Origin of the sequence: Pseudomonas sp. S32, from assembly GCF_016648095.1 — a bacterium.
In the GTDB taxonomy this organism is placed as follows: Bacteria; Pseudomonadota; Gammaproteobacteria; order Pseudomonadales; family Pseudomonadaceae; genus Aquipseudomonas; species Aquipseudomonas parafulva.
In genome coordinates this window covers 50,157-65,394 of record NZ_JACVVF010000020.1, presented here as the reverse complement: position 1 = coordinate 65,394, position 15,238 = coordinate 50,157, and the positions used below count along the sequence as shown (strand labels likewise).

The following is a 15,238-nucleotide window of genomic DNA, read 5'->3' as shown; positions in this document are numbered from 1 at the left end:
GCGAGCTGCGCTAGCTCCTACAGTGGCAGCCCTGCAACCGCACCCGTAGGAGCGACCGCAGGTCGCGATGGGCTGCAACGCAGCCCCAACGCAATCAGCGTTCGATCACGAGTTACCGGGAGCGCGCTGCATCATGCCCAATTCAGCATCGTCCAGCAGCGCCTTGCCCAGCGCGCAGAGATAATGCGCTGCCCAGATCAGCTTGGGTTTGTCCTCCATCAGCCCGTCGATGGTCAGGTCACGGGCGTAGCCCATCAGTTCGGAGGCCTGTTCACGGGCGCTCTGGCAGGGGATGCCGGGTTCTATGCGGAACAGGGCGTGGGTGTGGTTTTCACCCTGATAAAACACCGTCTTACCCACTGTGCGCAAGCTGTCATCGTTGGCCAATGAGCGGTGATGTGGCGGATCGGGGACTATTTTCATCAAGATTGCTTCCGTTTGCAGGGCCGTCACCGGCTGCTGTCAAACAGAGGGTGGCAGCTGTACGTGGGTTGACAGACCGGCGGAAACAACAAGTTCCGGCGCACGCAAGCGTGCCCGCACGTACAGCTGCCATAAGGGCGGCTGCTTTGTTGATTACCGTCGCGACCTGTCAAAGTCGTATCGTTGAGATGCAACGACCCACAGAGACTAAAACCCCGAAAAAACGACCGCAACGGAAAACAGGCCCACGGAGTATCTTTGGGAAACGGCCTACACGAAAGGGCCTAAATCTGATTTTTCTGCTTCGGTAAGCCCAATTGCCAGGCACAAAAAAAGACGCCCGAGGGCGTCTTCTTTTTGGAATTTGGTGGAGCCGGGGGGATTTGAACCCCCGTCCGCCAGTACTCCGCTGTCGGTACTACATGCTTAGCCGTGTCTATTGAGTTAATCCGCAGCCGCCCGACGGGCAGGGTGCTTTGGACGAGTTGGGTAAGTTTTAGTCGCTTTGCCCCCAACGTGCTACACGACGATCCTGTTCTGTATGACAATCACTTCGGGTTTACAGGCATCCCCTGGTGATTGCTGGAGCCGAAGCTACCAGGAGAGCGGGCTCAGCTGCTTACGCAGCGAGAGCGTAGCCCTCGTAGTTTTCGTCATTGGCAACTATAGAAAGTTGCAACAGTGGATTTACGAGTTCTGTTACCAACTCGGCATGCACCTAGAGTTTCGCTACCGGCGTCGAATCCTAATCGGCCCCACACTAGCTCTAGCTAACGTACCTTACGGCACGTGGAATCGAGTATACGGCATTGCGCGGGCGCCGTCGACCACCAGACCGGTCACCCGTACGCTGCATCAGGCGCCGCCGCTGCTCGAGCCGCTGCCTTTGTCGGTTTTTTCGAGACGGTTAACTACTTTACTGGTGATCTCGATGCACTTCTTGGTGTCGCCACTGGCCTGTGCCTGCTTGGCCTCGTCGACGCGCTCCGTCACGGCTTTATCCAAGCCTTCGGAGGTATTGCCGGCGGTAGCCTGCATGTCATTGATCTTTTGCAGGTTGATGGCGCACAGGTCTTCTGCGAAGACTGGCGAGGCCAGCAGGGTAGCGGCCGCGAACAGGGCCGAAAGCGCGGTACCTTTCATGGGAGTCTCCTCTGTGGCCTCTGGTAGGTGGGCCTGTAAAGGTGGACTGTGGCCATTCGCCAACAGTTCAATCCTGTTGGCGGGGTGCTTGAGTGGCCAAAGGAAGCGACCGTCCTACCTGCGCTCTACTTACCTACCAGCCATTCAAGCCACCGGGCAGGCCGAGGCACGTTCGCCGTCGACGACGACGTTGTAGGGTGCCTGCTCGCGATCGCGCAGGCCGTAGTCGCGGATCACCGAGGTGACGCGCACGCGGTAGTCGTCGAAGATCTTGTCGCGGCCGGCGCGTTGGGCCGACAGGTGGGCGGTGACGTTGCGCCATTGCACCACGGCTTCTTCATCGCGCCAGGTGGTTACCGACATCACCTTTTTTGGGTTCAGTGTGCTCTGGAAGCACTCCACCGAAATAAAGCCCTCCATCGGCTGCAGCAACGGGGTGAGCTTGTTGACCAGGTCTACGTAGGTTTCACCCTGGCCTGGCAATGCCTGCAATTCGAACAGTACGACAATCATCTTCAGCTCCTCATCCTTGACGGTTTTTTGTAATGGGTTTCAGCGGGTAGGCAGGTTGCTCAGCCACGCCTGCATCACGCGGCCTGCAGCAAGGCTCAGACGGCCTTCCAGGCCTTTGGCGGCCGCGCGCAGCGCAACCGGGTCGATGCCGGCCTGGCCCAGCTCACTGGCGTGCCCCACCAGCCACTGGTCGATGCGAGTGGTATCGGCCTCCAGGTGGAACTGCAGGCCCAGAATGGTATGGCCCACGGCAAACGCCTGGTGTGCGCCAACCGGGGTGCTGGCCAGCAGCTGCGCGCCTTCGGGTACGTCGAACTGGTCGCCATGCCAGTGCAGCACGGGGGTGCCCTGCAGGGCAGCAAGGGGAGAATCCTGGCCGGCTGCGGTCAGGGTCAACGGCGAAAAACCGATTTCCTTGACGCCCATGGGGTACACCTTGGCGTGCATGGCGCGGGCGATCAACTGCGCACCGAGGCAGATGCCGAGCATGGGCTTGCCGCACTCGATGCGCTGGCGTACCAGCTTCAGCTCGTCATGCAGGAAGGGGTACAGTTGTTCGTCATAGGCCCCGATAGGGCCGCCGAGCACGATCAGCAGGTCGGCCTTCACCACCTGCTCGCCGTCGAGGGTATCGACGGTTGGGTCCAGGTAGGTGAGGGCATAGCCTGCGTCGGCCAGCACCGCATCCAGGGTGCCAACGTCTTCGAAATGGATGTGGCGCAGTGCAATTGCAGTTTTCATGGGAAATCCTGTGGTTGAGGGAGCGGCGGTTGCAGCTTAGGCCGAGGCGTTGAGGTCGACCTTGAGGGTGCCGGACGTGGGGAAGGTGCAGCAGGCCAGCGCCCAGCCTTCATCCTTGTCCTTGTCGGTCAGGCAAAAATCGGGCTCCAGGGTGTATTCCCCTTCCGACACCTTCAGCCGGCAATGGCCGCAGATGCCCGCCCGGCAGACACTGCGCACCTCGATGCCGCTGGTCTCAAGCATCTCCAGCAGGCTTTTGCCGGCAGGCGGCTCCAGCACCTGGCCGTTGTGCTTCAGGTGAAGGCGCAGGGTGTCGCTGGCCTCGGTATAAGGTGTAGCCGCCACGGGTGCTGCCGGTGCGCCGAACGATTCGATCAGCAGCCGGCTTGCAGGCAGCTCGGCTTGCAGGTGCTCACGCATGCCCTGAGCAAAGCCATGGCTGCCACAGATCACCACGCTGTCTGGGTTACCCAGCCTCTTCAGGTCGTTGGCTTGTGGGCGGCCTGCGCTGAAGTGGCCTTTGCCAGTGATGGCTTCGCGGGTGACGAACACCTGCAGGGCGAACCATGGCTGGGTCAGCTCCAGTGCCAGCAGCTCGTGCAGAAAAGGCAGCTCGGCGGTGGATGGCACGCACAGCAGCAGGCTGACCTGCGGTACGGGTAGACCTTCTTGTGCCCGTTGCGCAAACCCGCGCAGCAGGGCAAGCGGCAGGGTGATACCGATACCGCCGGCAAGCATGCCGACCTGCCGGCACCCGACCAGGGATGCCACGGTTATGTCCCCCTCCACGCACTGCAGCGACGTGCTTGACCCAGCCTGCAGCGCCGCGTGCAGATGGTCTGAAACCCCACCATGCCCTTCGCGCCTTACCGCAATTTCGAACCGGTCGTCCGCCGACTTGCGGGTAATCGAGTACAGGCGCTGCTGGCGCGTGCCAGCCATGTCTGCAGCTTGCAGGGCCACGTGCCTGCCCGGCTCCAGGCGTGCAAGGAAGTCGCGGGGGGCGTCGAGTACGCGCAGGCTGAACACCTTTACCTGGGCCGTTTCGCTGTGCACCTGCTCGCACAGCGCCTTGAAGGTCGGGTTCATGCGCTGGCCCTTTCGTTCAACTGCTCCACTGCCAGCTCTGCACTGCCCAGGCCATTGCCGGCCAGGCCGATGCGATCGACCAGCGCCTGCAGCGAATCGGTGTACACACTGATTTCGTTGTTGTCGCCCACGTCATGCAGAATCTCGTTGGCATGCGGGAAATCGAGCATGGAGAACACCTTGGACCAGGCGCCCATTTCGTTGTTGGCGAACATTTGCACCGTGCGCAGGATGACCGAGCGCAAGTACTGGCGTTCAGTACGGCTCAGGCCGTGGACGATGTCGGACGCGACAAAACTGAACACGCTCGAATGGCTCCACTCGTCCATGGCGTGGGTGCGGGTGACTTCGTGGCAGACCGCCTGGATGCTGGCGTCTTCTGCCATGGTCTTGAGGTAATCGGTAATCAGCGTTTCGCTGGCACAAGCGATGCCGAAGCGGGTCAGGCGGCGTTCCCACTCGGCCGTGCAATTGGCCAGCAGGGCTTCGCGCCAGGTCACCAAGTTGAAGGCGCTGAAGTCCAGCGGCGCCAGTTTGCGCATGTCATAAATATAATTGCAGGCCATGATGGACATGCGCGTGTGCAATGCTTCGTCGAGCATGGCCTGGGACATGACATCTTGCAGCAAGGTGCGGTTATTACTGTGTGGCGGGGTTTTGATAATGTCTTCGCAGGCGGGCACCACCACATTGCATTCGATATAAATGGTTTTGAGGTTGTAGATGCCCCACGCATAGGACAGGCATTTGGATTTCAGTGCTTCTGGCGCTTCACGCCACGCCTGGTGCTGCCGGAATGGCAGCAACGACAGGCTGAAGTCGTTCTTTGTGGGATCGAATGCCAGGCCCCAGTAGTCCGGCTGCGGCTGGTTCACAGCTGCGCGGGTTTTCCAGAGAGTGGCCAGTTTGGACAACATATTGCCCACGGCGTCGTCGGTGGTGTAACTCTTAACTTCCATGTTTAAGCTCCAGGCGTTTCGGTTGTGTGTATTATTGTGGAACGTGCCGTTACAACACATTGACGGGCACACGAAAACAGCGTGCTACAACGCAATGTATGCAGGGTGGCGCCCTTCAAGTTTGCGGTAAAAACAGTGTGCGCTTTTTGATATGAATCATTTATAAGTGAGTTGTAGCACGCTTGTTTTTCTGTTGTTGGCCAGGGCTCGCTCCTGCAGTAACGTCACTGCAACAGTCAGGCCCATGAAGGCTGCGCTGCCCCAGAAAATCCCTGTGGGGTGGCCCTGGTCCAGCAGCCATCCAAACCCGACCGGCCCGAGTGTGCCGCCGATATTGAAACCGGTCGAAACGATGCCGAAGGTTTTACCTTCGGCACCTTTTGGGGCGGCAGCGCGTACCAGCATGTCACGCGAGGGGGCTATCACCCCGGTCAGGAACCCCGTCACCCCCAGCACAGCCAGCAGTGCCGGCTCGTTCAGGCGCGTGGTGGCGACCAGCATCATCAGCAGGGTCGCCAGGGCAAATGCACTGGCTGCCACCACGCCGTGGCGTTGGGTTCGGTCGGCCAGCGTGCCCCCGGCCAGCACGCCGAAAGCGCTGGCGAAGAGGAAAGCGGTGAGTGCCGAGTTGGCCCAGTTCAGGGCGACGCCCTGGCCTTGCATCAAGGCGGCGACAGAAAATTTTTCGATCGCGCCGGTGCTCAGGTTCAGCAATACGAATAACACGGTGAGGCTAACCACCATCGGTGACAGCAGTGCCAGGCGGCCTACCGCAGGCTGGCCTGCAGGCGTGGCCGATTGCACGTGGGTGGCCTGCGGCAGCGCCGAGCCTTGCACCCACAGCACCGCCAAGGTTGCAAACCCCACCAGTGCTGCCGCCGCGAACGCCATGGCCGGGGTGCTGGCCACGGCAACGCTCAACAGGAACACCGGGGCCACAGCGGCGCCCAGGAAACCTGCGAAGGTGTGCACCGAAAACGCTTTGCCGATATGGGCCGGGTCGATATGACGCGACAGCAAGGCATAGTCGGCGGGGTGGTAGATGGCGTTGGCAACCCCGGCCAGGGCCATGCCAAGCAACAGGCAGAAGTAGCTGGGCGCCACTGCGATCAGCAGTAGGCTGCTGCTGCCCAGCGCCAGAGCGGCCCGCAACAGGCGCATCGCACCAAAGCGGTCCACGGCAAACCCCATGGGGGCTTGTACCAGTGCCGTCACGATGTTGAACAGGCTCAAGGCCAGGCCCAGTTTCACATAGTCCACCTGGAAGAACGCTGGCAGCAGCGGGAACAGCGCTGCCAGCACCATGATGTGCAGGTGGCTGACGAAGTGAGCAGCGGCGACTTGAGGTAATAACCCGATACGAAGCGTCATGGCGAAACCTGTGTGGTAAGCAGGGCAAAACCGGCGCAGAGCTTAAAGAGGCAACGGTCTTGCGCGGTAGTCCATTACTGCGACCCAAACCAGACCACTTAAGCTAGCTGCATCGTGCCCGCGCCAGCCCCTGGCTTAGACATGTGACAGCAGTACCCCCGGCGGTGGTCTGCAACACCGGCCCGAACTGGTAGGGGCGCAGGCACCCTGAGCCGCTAGGGTAGGGCGGCGAGTTTTAGGCGTTTACACAAGGAGTGAGCATGCCGCGTTTCGCTTATCGGGAGGGCTTGGCACTGCCCGGCGTCAGTGGTGCTGCGCTGCCCCAGGTAGACGGTGAAGTCTGGCAGGCCATTGATGCCGAGCGTCAGCGCCAGTTGCAGTCTATCGAGCTGATCGCCGCCGAGAACGTGGTCAGCCGCGCGGTGCTGGAGGCCCAGGGTTCGGTGCTCACCAACAAATATGCCGAGGGTTACCCCGGGCGGCGCTATTACGCCAGTTGCGGCAATGCCGACGCCATTGAAACCCTGGCCATCGAGCGGGCCAGGCTGTTGTTCGAGTGCGCCCACGCCAACCTGCAACCCCATTCAGGCAGCCAGGCCAACCAGGCTGTATTCCTGGCATTGCTGGCGCCGGAAGACAAGATATTGGGCCTGGACCTGAAGGCCGGCGGCCATTTGTCCCACGGCGCCGCATTCAATGTCTCCGGGCGTTGGTTCAATGCCATCAGCTACGGGGTAAGCCCGGTTACCCACAGGGTCGACATGGACGAAGTGGAGCAGATTGCCCGGGAGCATTGCCCGCGCCTTATCATCGCGGGCGCCGCGGCGTATTCACGGGCGCTGGACTTTGCGCGGTTTCGCGCCATTGCCGACGACGTGGGGGCGTACCTGATGGCCGACATCGCCCACGTGGCCGGGCTGGTTGCCGGTGGCGCCTACCCGTCGCCTGTGCCCCATGCCCATGTCACCACCCTGAGCACCCACGCCACCTTGCGCGGGCCCCGTGGCGGCATGATTCTGTGCAGCGATCAGGCCTTGGCGCGCAAGATCGATGCAGCGGTGTTCCCGGGTTTGCAGGGGGCAGCCCAGATGCACACGGTGGCGGCCAAGGCGGTGGCGCTGGGCGAGGCGTTGCAGCCGGGCTTCGGCCCCTATGCTCATGCCGTGGTGGCCAATGCCCAGGCACTGTGCGGGCGCCTGGCCGAAGGTGGGCTTTTGGTGGTGTCGGGGGGCACGGACACCCACCTGGGGGTGGTCGACCTGCGGCCGTGGGGCCTGGCGGGCAACGTGGCCGAGGCTGCGCTGGAGGCCATCGGCATTACCGTGAACCGCAACGTGGTGCCCGGCGATGCCGGCACGCCCAGGGTTACCTCCGGCATTCGCCTGGGCAGCGCTGCGTGCACGTCACGCGGCATGGGCGTTGACGAGTTTCGCGAAATCGGCGACATGATCCTGGCCATGCTGGGTGGCGTGCGCAGTGGCTCGCTGGACATCCGCACCGAACACGCCATTCGTGAAGGCATCAGCGACCTGACCCGGCGCTTCAGGTTGCCCTACTGAGCCCGCCAGTCAGATTTTCAGGGCGTTGGCCAGGCGCAACATGGCGGCTTCGATCTCGTAGGCGGTCAGTGAGGAATAGCCCAGCAGCCAGCCCTGCTGCTTCGGCTCGCCCACGTACAGGCCGCTGAGGCCGGACAGCTGAACACCGGCAGTGGCGGCCTGGCGGATGGTCTTTTCCTCGGACCAACCGGCCTTGAGCAGGCAGGGGATCTGCAGCCCGCCTGGCGGCAGCTCGGCCGTGACCACTGCACTGAGGTACTTGCCGATGGCGTCGAACATGATCGACCGACGCCCGGCATACAGCTTGCGCATGGCCCGCACATGGGCGTTGTAATGGCCGTCCTCCATGAAGCGCGCCAAGGTCAGCTGCAGTGTCTGCGGGGTGTGGCCGTCCATCATGCTGCGTGCGTAGGCAAAGGGTTTGACCAGCTCGTTGGGCAGCACCATGTAGCCCATGCGCAGGCCGGGGTAGAGGGTCTTGCTGAAGGTGCCGATGTAAAGCGTGCGCTGGTACTTGTCCAGGCCCTGCACGCAAGCTGTGGGTTGCCCGTCGTAATGGAACTCGCTGTCGTAGTCATCTTCGATGATCCACTTGCCTTTCTGCGCCGCCCAGTTGATCAGCTCAAGGCGCCGCTCCAGCGGCAACGTCGCGCCGGTGGGGTACTGGTGCGAAGGTGTGACGTACACGCAACTGGCACCGCTGCGGTCGTCGTGCAGCAGGTCGGTGCGGATACCCCGTTCGTCCACGTCGATGGGCAGCACCCTGGTTTCGGCAATCTGGAACGCCTTGCGTGCGCCATAGTAGCCGGGGTTTTCCAGCAGGATCGGCTTGCCAGCGTCCACCAGCAACTGTGCGCACAGGTACAACGCCTGGCGGGTGCTGCTGAGCACCAGCACCTGGTCGGGCGAGCACTTGGCGCCGCGCTCAAGGTTCAGGTAGGTGGCAATGGCCTTGCGCAGGGGCTCGGCCCCTTGAGGGTCGCCGTGCAGCAGCACGCTGGCGCGGTAGTCCTTGACCACCTGGCGTTGCAAGCGCTCCCACACGTCGGTGGGGAAGCTGCGGGTTTCTGGCAGGCCGGTGGCAAAGGCCTTGATCACTTGCTGGTCACGCACGCCACCGGTGTCGAGGATCATCCGCCCGCGCTGGCTGAGGCCTGCGCCAGGGTCCGTGACGCTGCGCCGAACCTCCTGCGCCTTCAGGCGGCGAGGGTTGGCACCGCGCAGTTCCATGCCCAAGGTGTCGCAGACGTAGCTGCCAGCGCCTTCACGGCGCACCACGAAGCCGTCCCGGTGCAGCTGTACGTAGGCGTTTTCGACGGTGTCGCGGGCACAGCCCAGGGATTTGGACAGCACCCGGGTAGACGGCAACTTCAAGCCTGGGCTCAGGGCCCCGTCCAGAATCAGCGCACGCAAGGCCCGCTGGATGCGTTGATGCAGGTCCAGCAGCTGAAACTCGGCGTCGTTCAGCCGCATCTTCAGCGTTTCCAGCTCGAAGGTCTTTGCCATGTGGTCTGCTCTGTATCCTTGAACTGGCCGGTAGTAGCAGGCCAGTCTACCCGTAGACTCTGGCCCTCGCCACTCCAGGCCCGGCCTGGTCACCGCTTGCACAGGAGCCCCTTCGACATGGCACGATCACACAACTTCAGTGCAGGGCCCACCGCCGTGCCGCTGGAAGTGCTCACCCAGGCGCACGACGAGTTTTTCGACTTTGCCGGCACCGGCATGTCGGTGATGGAAATCAGCCACCGCTCGCCGCTGTTCACTGCCGTGGCAGAAGAGGCAGAGCAGGACCTGCGCGAACTGCTCGAGGTGCCTGCCGCCTACCGCGTGCTGTTCCTGCAGGGCGGCGCCTCGCTGCAATTTGCGCAGGTGCCGATGAACCTGGCAGGTGAAAGGGGCACGGCAGACTACGTGCACACCGGCCTGTGGTCGGGCAAGGCCATCGAGGCGGCGCGGCGCTACTGCGACGTACGCGTGGTTGCCAGTGCCAAGGCCAGCGGCTTCGACCACATTCCCCAGCCCGAACACTGGCAGCTCAATGCCAACGCCGCCTACCTGCACTACACCGAAAACGAGACCGTGCATGGCGTGCAGTTCAGCGACCCGCCGGCGAGCGCCGCGCCGCTGGTGTGCGATGCCTGTTCCAGCCTGCTGTCCAAGCCCATCGACATCGCCAGGCACGGGCTGGTGTATGCCGCAGCCCAGAAGAACATGGGGGTGGCCGGGCTGACAGTGGTGATCGTTGACCCGGCGCTGCTGCAGCGTGCCCATGCGTTTACCCCGGACATTCTCAACTATGCGCGTATCAGCGATGCGCGCTCGATGCTCAATACCCCGGCCACCTACCCGTGGTACCTCACCGGCCTGACGCTCAAGTGGATCAAGCGCAGCGGCGGCTTGCACGCCTTGCATCAGCGCAACCAGACCAAGGCGAGCCTGCTGTACAGCGTGATCGATGCCAGTGAAGGGTTTTACCGCAACCCGGTGCAGGCGCCGTATCGCTCCATCAACAACGTGCCGTTCCGCCTGGCCGACCCGGTGCTGGAAGCGGCCTTCCTGCGCCAGGCCGAGGAGGCCGGCCTGCACGGCCTCAAAGGCCACGCCAGCGTGGGCGGCCTGCGCGCCAGCCTGTACAACGCCGTGTCGGTGGACGCGGTGGCTGCCTTGTGCGCGTTCATGCAGGCGTTTGCGCGCCGTCAGGGTTGATGCACGCAAAAAGTGGTCTGGTCTGCCGCTTTGAAGTGTAGGGGTAAAGCCTGCCAATCAATGGCTATAAATAACCGCCCAGCGTGGCCGGATACATCGTCTAGCAAGGAGCCAAGACCTATGTCATCTACTCAACCTCTCTCGTCCCTGCGCCTGCGGGACCTGCTGCACCCGGTTGTCGCCGGGCTCATCTCGGTGATCGTCAATTATGGGGGCACCTTCATCCTGGTCTTCCAGGCCGCCAAGGTGGCCGGGCTAAGCCCCGAGCTGACGGCATCGTGGGTGTGGTCGGTGTCGATCGGGGTGGGGGTGACCGGGCTGTTCCTCAGCTGGGTGAGCCGTGAGCCGATCATCACCGCCTGGTCGACCCCCGCAGCAGCCTTTCTGATCGTTGCCCTGGCGACCACGCCTTATGCGCAGGCGGTGGGGGCGTACATGATTTCGGCAGCCGCGTTCGTGGTGCTGGGCGTATCGGGTTACTTTGAAAAGGCCGTGCGGTTGATCCCCCCGGGGGTAGCGGCTGGCTTGCTGGGTGGCATCCTGCTGCAGTTCGGTATCGGTGCGTTTGCCAGCATGAGCGTCGACCCGGTACTGGTCGGTGTGCTGATCGGCGCCTACATCGTCTTCAAACGCTTCAGTGCGCGCTATGCGGTGGTCGGCATCCTGGTGTTGGGGCTTGTGTTCCTGGTGATGCAGGCGCGGGTGGATTTTTCTGGCCTGGCACTGGAGTTTGCGACGCCGGTGTTCACCCGGCCCGAGTTTTCGCTCAATGCGCTGTTGAGCGTGGCGTTGCCGTTGTTCCTGATCACCCTTACCGGGCAGTACATGCCGGGCATGCTGGTGTTGCGCAATGATGGGTTCAACACCAGTGCCAACCCGATCCTTGGCGTGACGGGGCTGGGCTCGCTGCTGATGGCGCCGTTCGGCTCGCACGCGTTCAATATCGCCGCCATCACGGCGGCCATCTGCACGGGCAAGGAAGCCTCCGAGGACCCGTCCAAGCGTTGGATCGCAGGGGTAGCCGCCGGCATCTTCTACATTCTGGTGGGTATTTTCGGTGTCACGCTGGCAGCGGTGTTCATGGCGTTCCCGGCCACCTTCATCACCACCCTGGCGGGGCTGGCACTGCTGGGCACCATCGGCGGGAGCCTGGCCAATGCCATGGCCGATGTGAAAGCCCGCGAAGCGTCCCTGATCACCTTTCTGGCCTGCGCGGCCAACATCACCCTGCTCGGGATTGGCGGCGCCTTCTGGGGCCTTGTGATCGGCCTGGTGGCCTACGCCGTGCTCAACGGCAAGCTGCCACGGCGAGGCAAAGCCCCTATCCCCCAGCCAGAGCACGTTGCAGTCCCTAGCAAAGGAGCAACCCATTGATGACCCCGCACGCCGAAGACCTCACGACCCTGCATGAGCGCCACGGCCGTTACCCGCAGGCCAACAGCGTGGAAGACTTCCGCCGCAACCTGGCAGCGGTGCAGCAACGCATTGCCCAAGCGTGCCAGCGGGTTGGCCGCGACCCGGCCAGCGTGCGCTTGTTGCCGGTCAGCAAGACCTTCGATGAAGCCCACCTGCGCCTGGCATATGCCGCTGGCTGCCGGCTGCTGGGCGAGAACAAGGTGCAGGAGGCGCAGCGCAAGTGGGAAGCCATGGCCGACCTGCAAGACCTGCAATGGTCGGTGATTGGCCATCTGCAGACCAACAAGGCCAAGCAGGTGGCGCGTTTTGCCAGCGAGTTCCAGGCTCTGGACAGCCTGCGCGTGGCCGAGGCGCTGGACCGTCGCCTGCGTATCGAAGGCCGGGAAATGGACGTGTTCGTACAGGTGAACACCTCGGGTGAGGCCAGCAAGTACGGCCTAGTGCCGGACGACGTGGCAGCGTTTTTACAGGCGCTGCCCGCCTTCCCTACCTTGCGGGTGCGCGGCCTGATGACCCTGGCGCTGTTTTCTGCCGACGTTACCCGCGTGCGACCCTGCTTCGTGCGCCTGCGGGAGTTGCGCGACCGGCTGCTGCCAGGCGCCCCGGCAGGTGTGTCGCTGCAGGAGCTGTCGATGGGCATGTCAGGGGACTTCGAAGTCGCCATCGAGGAGGGCGCGACGGTGGTTCGGGTTGGCCAGGCGATCTTCGGCGCGCGCGCCATGCCCGATGCGTATTACTGGCCGACCGCCGATGCACGCCCGCTTGAAGATGACACGGTAGCGGCCACCGCCAGCCATTGATCCCCCTGTTAAGGAAAACCCGCAATGTCCGCTGCACTTGCTTACCTCATGAATACCTCTGCCCGGCAGCCGGTTGCCTTCAGCCGTGGCCAGGGCGCCTTGTTATGGGACTCGGAGGGCGTGGAATACCTGGATGCCATCGCCGGTGTGGCGGTGACCAGCCTGGGCCATGCCAACCCGGAAATCGCGGCGGCCATCACCGAGCAGGCCGGCGTGCTGCTGCACACCACCAACATGTTCCGCATTCCGTGGCAGGAACAGCTGGGCGAGCGGTTGTGCCGGCTCTCGGGCATGCAGCGGGCCTTCTTCTGCAACTCTGGCGCGGAAGCCAACGAAGCGGCGCTGAAGCTGGCGCGCCTGCACGGCAACGCCCGCCAGGTGGCGCAACCCCAGGTGCTGGTGATGGAAAACAGTTTTCACGGGCGTACCCTGGCCACGCTGGCCGCCACCGGTAACCCGGCTGTGCAGCGTGGCTTCGAGCCCTTGATGCCGGGCTTCATCCGTGTGCCTTACGACGACATCGACGCCGTGCGCCAGGTAGCGGCGCAATCGCCCAATGTGGTGGCGGTACTGGTCGAGCCGGTGCAGGGTGAAGGGGGTGTGCACGCAGCCTCCGTGGGCTACCTGCAGGCCCTGCGCCAGGTGTGTGACGAGCACGACTGGCTGATGATGATCGATGAAGTGCAGACCGGCCTGGGCCGCACCGGCACCTGGTTCGGCTTCCAGCACGCGGGTATCGAGCCGGACGTGATCAGCCTGGCCAAGGCCTTGGGCAACGGCTTCCCCATTGGCGCCTGCCTGGCACATGGCAAGGCGGCCGAGTTGTTCTCGCCGGGCCACCACGCCTCCACCTTCGGGGGCAACCCGCTGGCATGCCGGGTGGGTTGCACGGTGCTCGACATCATGCAGCGCGACCACCTGCCGCAACGTGCCGCCGCTTCGGGCCGCCGCCTGCTGGCCGCGTTGAAGCTGGCCCTGGGCAGCCACCCCCAGGTGGTGTCCATTCGTGGGTTGGGCCTGATGGTCGGGATCGAACTCGATCACCCCTGTGCCGACCTGGTCAACAAAGCCCGTGACGAGCAACGCATGTTGATCACCGTGACCCGGGGCAACACCGTGCGCCTGTTGCCGCCCCTGATCTGCGACGACGCACAGATCGACGATATCGCCGCGCGCATGGCGCGCTTGTTGTCCCCTCAAGCCTGAATACTCGTAAAGGACCTACGCACATGTACGACGCCTCGCTTACCCTCAACGCTTTCGACCCCGAACTGAACAAAGCCATTCACAATGAAGTGCATCGCCAGGAAGACCATATCGAGCTGATCGCTTCGGAAAACTACGCCAGCCCCCTGGTGATGCAGATCCAGAGCACGGTGCTGACCAACAAGTACGCCGAAGGCTACCCAGGCAAGCGCTATTACAGCGGTTGCGAATATGTCGATGTGGCCGAGCAACTGGCCATCGACCGAGTCAAGGCCCTGTTCAAGTGTGACTACGCCAACGTGCAACCCCACGCCGGCGCCCAGGCCAATGCGGCGGTGTTCCTGGCGTTGATCAGCCCGGGTGACACGGTGATGGGCATGAACCTGGCCCAGGGCGGCCACCTTACCCACGGCAACCCGGCCAACTTTTCCGGCCGCCACTACAACATCGTGCCCTACGGCCTGGACCCTGAAACCGGGCTGCTGGACTACGACGAGATGGAGCGCATCGCACTGCGCACCCGCCCCAAGATGCTGATCGGCGGTTTCTCGGCCTATTCGCGTTACAAGGACTGGGCGCGCATGCGCACCATCGCTGACAAGGTCGGGGCGATTTTCTGGGTGGACATGGCCCACGTTGCCGGCCTGGTGGCTGCCGGTGAATACCCGGACCCGCTGCCCCATGCCCACGTGGTCACCAGCACCACCCACAAGACCCTGCGCGGGCCACGGGGTGGCTTGATCCTGTCCAAAGGCCAGGGTGAAGCCTTCTACAAAAAGCTCGACTCTGCGGTGTTTCCGGGCGTCCAGGGCGGCCCCCTGATGCACCAGATCGCCGCCAAGGCGGTGGCATTCAAAGAGGCACTGTCGCCTGAGTTCAGCACTTACCAGGCCAAGGTGGTGACCAATGCGCGGGCCATGGCCAAGGTGCTGCAGGCGCGGGGGTACAAGATTGTGTCGGGCGGCACCGATAACCACATGATGCTGATCGACCTGTCTGCCAAGCCCTACACCGGCAAGGAAGCCGATGCGGCCCTGAGCAGTGCCTATATCACTGCCAACAAGAACTCGGTACCCAACGACCCGCGCTCGCCGTTCGTGACCTCCGGTTTGCGTATCGGCACCCCGGCGGTGACTACCCGTGGTTTCGACGTCGAGGCTTGCGAGCAGGTGGCTGGCTGGTTATGCGATGTGCTGGATGCCTTGGAGAGCGGTCGCAGTGAAGAGGTGGGCCACCATGTGCGTGAACAGGTGGTTGCCTTGTGCCGTCGTCACCCGGTGTATGGCTGAACCGGCTGCCGGCGAGGGGCCGC

Annotated in this window: 14 protein-coding genes and 1 other RNA gene; 6 read left to right on the top strand and 9 right to left on the bottom strand. The window is 63.2% G+C overall.

All coding sequences use genetic code 11. The features are described from left to right. Positions 1-105 precede the first annotated feature (105 nt). The 8 genes from IAE38_RS13235 to IAE38_RS13200 all read right to left on the bottom strand — a co-directional run bounded on the left by IAE38_RS13235 (position 106) and on the right by IAE38_RS13200 (position 6,239). The gene (locus tag IAE38_RS13235; protein ID WP_442968289.1) at positions 106-423 is read right to left on the bottom strand and encodes a DUF3077 domain-containing protein; all 318 of its coding nucleotides are present in this window, start codon (positions 421-423) and stop codon (positions 106-108) included. Positions 424-788: 365 nt separating this feature from the next. Continuing rightward, positions 789-1,180, bottom strand: a transfer-messenger RNA (tmRNA) gene (gene ssrA, locus IAE38_RS13230). 98 nt (positions 1,181-1,278) lie between these two features. Then, entirely contained in the window at positions 1,279-1,566 is a 288-nt protein-coding gene (locus IAE38_RS13225; protein ID WP_201217919.1) for a hypothetical protein, read from the bottom strand. A gap of 144 nt (positions 1,567-1,710) precedes the next feature. After that, positions 1,711-2,079, bottom strand: a complete 369-nt coding sequence (locus IAE38_RS13220) for an antibiotic biosynthesis monooxygenase family protein (RefSeq protein ID WP_201163632.1) — start codon at positions 2,077-2,079, stop codon at positions 1,711-1,713. Between the two features lie 39 nt (positions 2,080-2,118). Beyond that, positions 2,119-2,820 carry a glutamine amidotransferase gene (locus tag IAE38_RS13215; RefSeq protein WP_201217917.1) on the bottom strand — a complete coding sequence of 234 codons (702 nt, stop codon included), beginning with the start codon at positions 2,818-2,820 and terminating at the stop codon, positions 2,119-2,121. A 36-nt stretch (positions 2,821-2,856) separates the two neighbouring features. Beyond that, positions 2,857-3,909 carry an iron-sulfur cluster-binding domain-containing protein gene (locus IAE38_RS13210; protein ID WP_201217915.1) on the bottom strand — a complete coding sequence of 351 codons (1,053 nt, stop codon included), beginning with the start codon at positions 3,907-3,909 and terminating at the stop codon, positions 2,857-2,859. Then, positions 3,906-4,868 (bottom strand): AurF N-oxygenase family protein, encoded by a 963-nt coding sequence (locus tag IAE38_RS13205; protein WP_201217914.1) that lies wholly within the window; start codon positions 4,866-4,868, stop codon positions 3,906-3,908. The genes IAE38_RS13210 and IAE38_RS13205 overlap by 4 nt, the downstream gene beginning before the upstream one ends. A gap of 156 nt (positions 4,869-5,024) precedes the next feature. Then, a complete protein-coding gene (locus tag IAE38_RS13200; RefSeq protein ID WP_201217912.1) occupies positions 5,025-6,239 on the bottom strand; it encodes an MFS transporter in 1,215 nt (404 codons plus the stop codon). Between the two features lie 260 nt (positions 6,240-6,499). Here IAE38_RS13200 and IAE38_RS13195 point away from each other — a divergent pair, with 260 nt between their 5' ends. Further along, the gene (locus tag IAE38_RS13195; protein WP_201163627.1) at positions 6,500-7,798 is read left to right on the top strand and encodes a serine hydroxymethyltransferase; all 1,299 of its coding nucleotides are present in this window, start codon (positions 6,500-6,502) and stop codon (positions 7,796-7,798) included. Between the two features lie 9 nt (positions 7,799-7,807). Here the strand turns inward: IAE38_RS13195 and pdxR are convergent, their stop codons facing one another. After that, positions 7,808-9,304 (bottom strand): MocR-like pyridoxine biosynthesis transcription factor PdxR, encoded by a 1,497-nt coding sequence (gene pdxR, locus IAE38_RS13190; RefSeq protein WP_201209795.1) that lies wholly within the window; start codon positions 9,302-9,304, stop codon positions 7,808-7,810. 117 nt (positions 9,305-9,421) lie between these two features. Between pdxR and serC the strand changes: the two genes are divergently transcribed. The 5 genes from serC (at position 9,422) to glyA (ending at position 15,215) form a co-directional block, all read left to right on the top strand. Then, positions 9,422-10,504, top strand: coding sequence for a 3-phosphoserine/phosphohydroxythreonine transaminase (gene serC, locus IAE38_RS13185; protein ID WP_201217911.1), 1,083 nt, complete (start codon positions 9,422-9,424; stop codon positions 10,502-10,504). A 120-nt stretch (positions 10,505-10,624) separates the two neighbouring features. Next, on the top strand, positions 10,625-11,878 hold the full coding sequence (locus IAE38_RS13180; protein WP_201217909.1) for a benzoate/H(+) symporter BenE family transporter: 1,254 nt from the start codon (positions 10,625-10,627) through the stop codon (positions 11,876-11,878). Beyond that, the gene (locus tag IAE38_RS13175; protein ID WP_201217907.1) at positions 11,878-12,720 is read left to right on the top strand and encodes a YggS family pyridoxal phosphate-dependent enzyme; all 843 of its coding nucleotides are present in this window, start codon (positions 11,878-11,880) and stop codon (positions 12,718-12,720) included. Before IAE38_RS13180 ends, IAE38_RS13175 begins: the two co-directional genes overlap by 1 nt. Before the next feature lie 24 nt (positions 12,721-12,744). After that, on the top strand, positions 12,745-13,926 hold the full coding sequence (locus tag IAE38_RS13170) for an aspartate aminotransferase family protein (RefSeq protein ID WP_201217905.1): 1,182 nt from the start codon (positions 12,745-12,747) through the stop codon (positions 13,924-13,926). 23 nt (positions 13,927-13,949) lie between these two features. Next, positions 13,950-15,215 (top strand): serine hydroxymethyltransferase, encoded by a 1,266-nt coding sequence (gene glyA / locus IAE38_RS13165; protein ID WP_201217904.1) that lies wholly within the window; start codon positions 13,950-13,952, stop codon positions 15,213-15,215. The last annotated feature ends 23 nt before the right edge of the window (positions 15,216-15,238 follow it).

Coding starts and splice junctions, on each gene's coding strand:
- IAE38_RS13235 (WP_442968289.1), bottom strand. CDS start 423: ATGAAAATAGTCCCCGATCCGCCACATCACCGCTCATTGGCCAACGAT.
- IAE38_RS13225 (WP_201217919.1), bottom strand. CDS start 1,566: ATGAAAGGTACCGCGCTTTCGGCCCTGTTCGCGGCCGCTACCCTGCTG.
- IAE38_RS13220 (WP_201163632.1), bottom strand. CDS start 2,079: ATGATTGTCGTACTGTTCGAATTGCAGGCATTGCCAGGCCAGGGTGAA.
- IAE38_RS13215 (WP_201217917.1), bottom strand. CDS start 2,820: ATGAAAACTGCAATTGCACTGCGCCACATCCATTTCGAAGACGTTGGC.
- IAE38_RS13210 (WP_201217915.1), bottom strand. CDS start 3,909: ATGAACCCGACCTTCAAGGCGCTGTGCGAGCAGGTGCACAGCGAAACG.
- IAE38_RS13205 (WP_201217914.1), bottom strand. CDS start 4,868: ATGGAAGTTAAGAGTTACACCACCGACGACGCCGTGGGCAATATGTTG.
- IAE38_RS13200 (WP_201217912.1), bottom strand. CDS start 6,239: ATGACGCTTCGTATCGGGTTATTACCTCAAGTCGCCGCTGCTCACTTC.
- IAE38_RS13195 (WP_201163627.1), top strand. CDS start 6,500: ATGCCGCGTTTCGCTTATCGGGAGGGCTTGGCACTGCCCGGCGTCAGT.
- pdxR (WP_201209795.1), bottom strand. CDS start 9,304: ATGGCAAAGACCTTCGAGCTGGAAACGCTGAAGATGCGGCTGAACGAC.
- serC (WP_201217911.1), top strand. CDS start 9,422: ATGGCACGATCACACAACTTCAGTGCAGGGCCCACCGCCGTGCCGCTG.
- IAE38_RS13180 (WP_201217909.1), top strand. CDS start 10,625: ATGTCATCTACTCAACCTCTCTCGTCCCTGCGCCTGCGGGACCTGCTG.
- IAE38_RS13175 (WP_201217907.1), top strand. CDS start 11,878: ATGACCCCGCACGCCGAAGACCTCACGACCCTGCATGAGCGCCACGGC.
- IAE38_RS13170 (WP_201217905.1), top strand. CDS start 12,745: ATGTCCGCTGCACTTGCTTACCTCATGAATACCTCTGCCCGGCAGCCG.
- glyA (WP_201217904.1), top strand. CDS start 13,950: ATGTACGACGCCTCGCTTACCCTCAACGCTTTCGACCCCGAACTGAAC.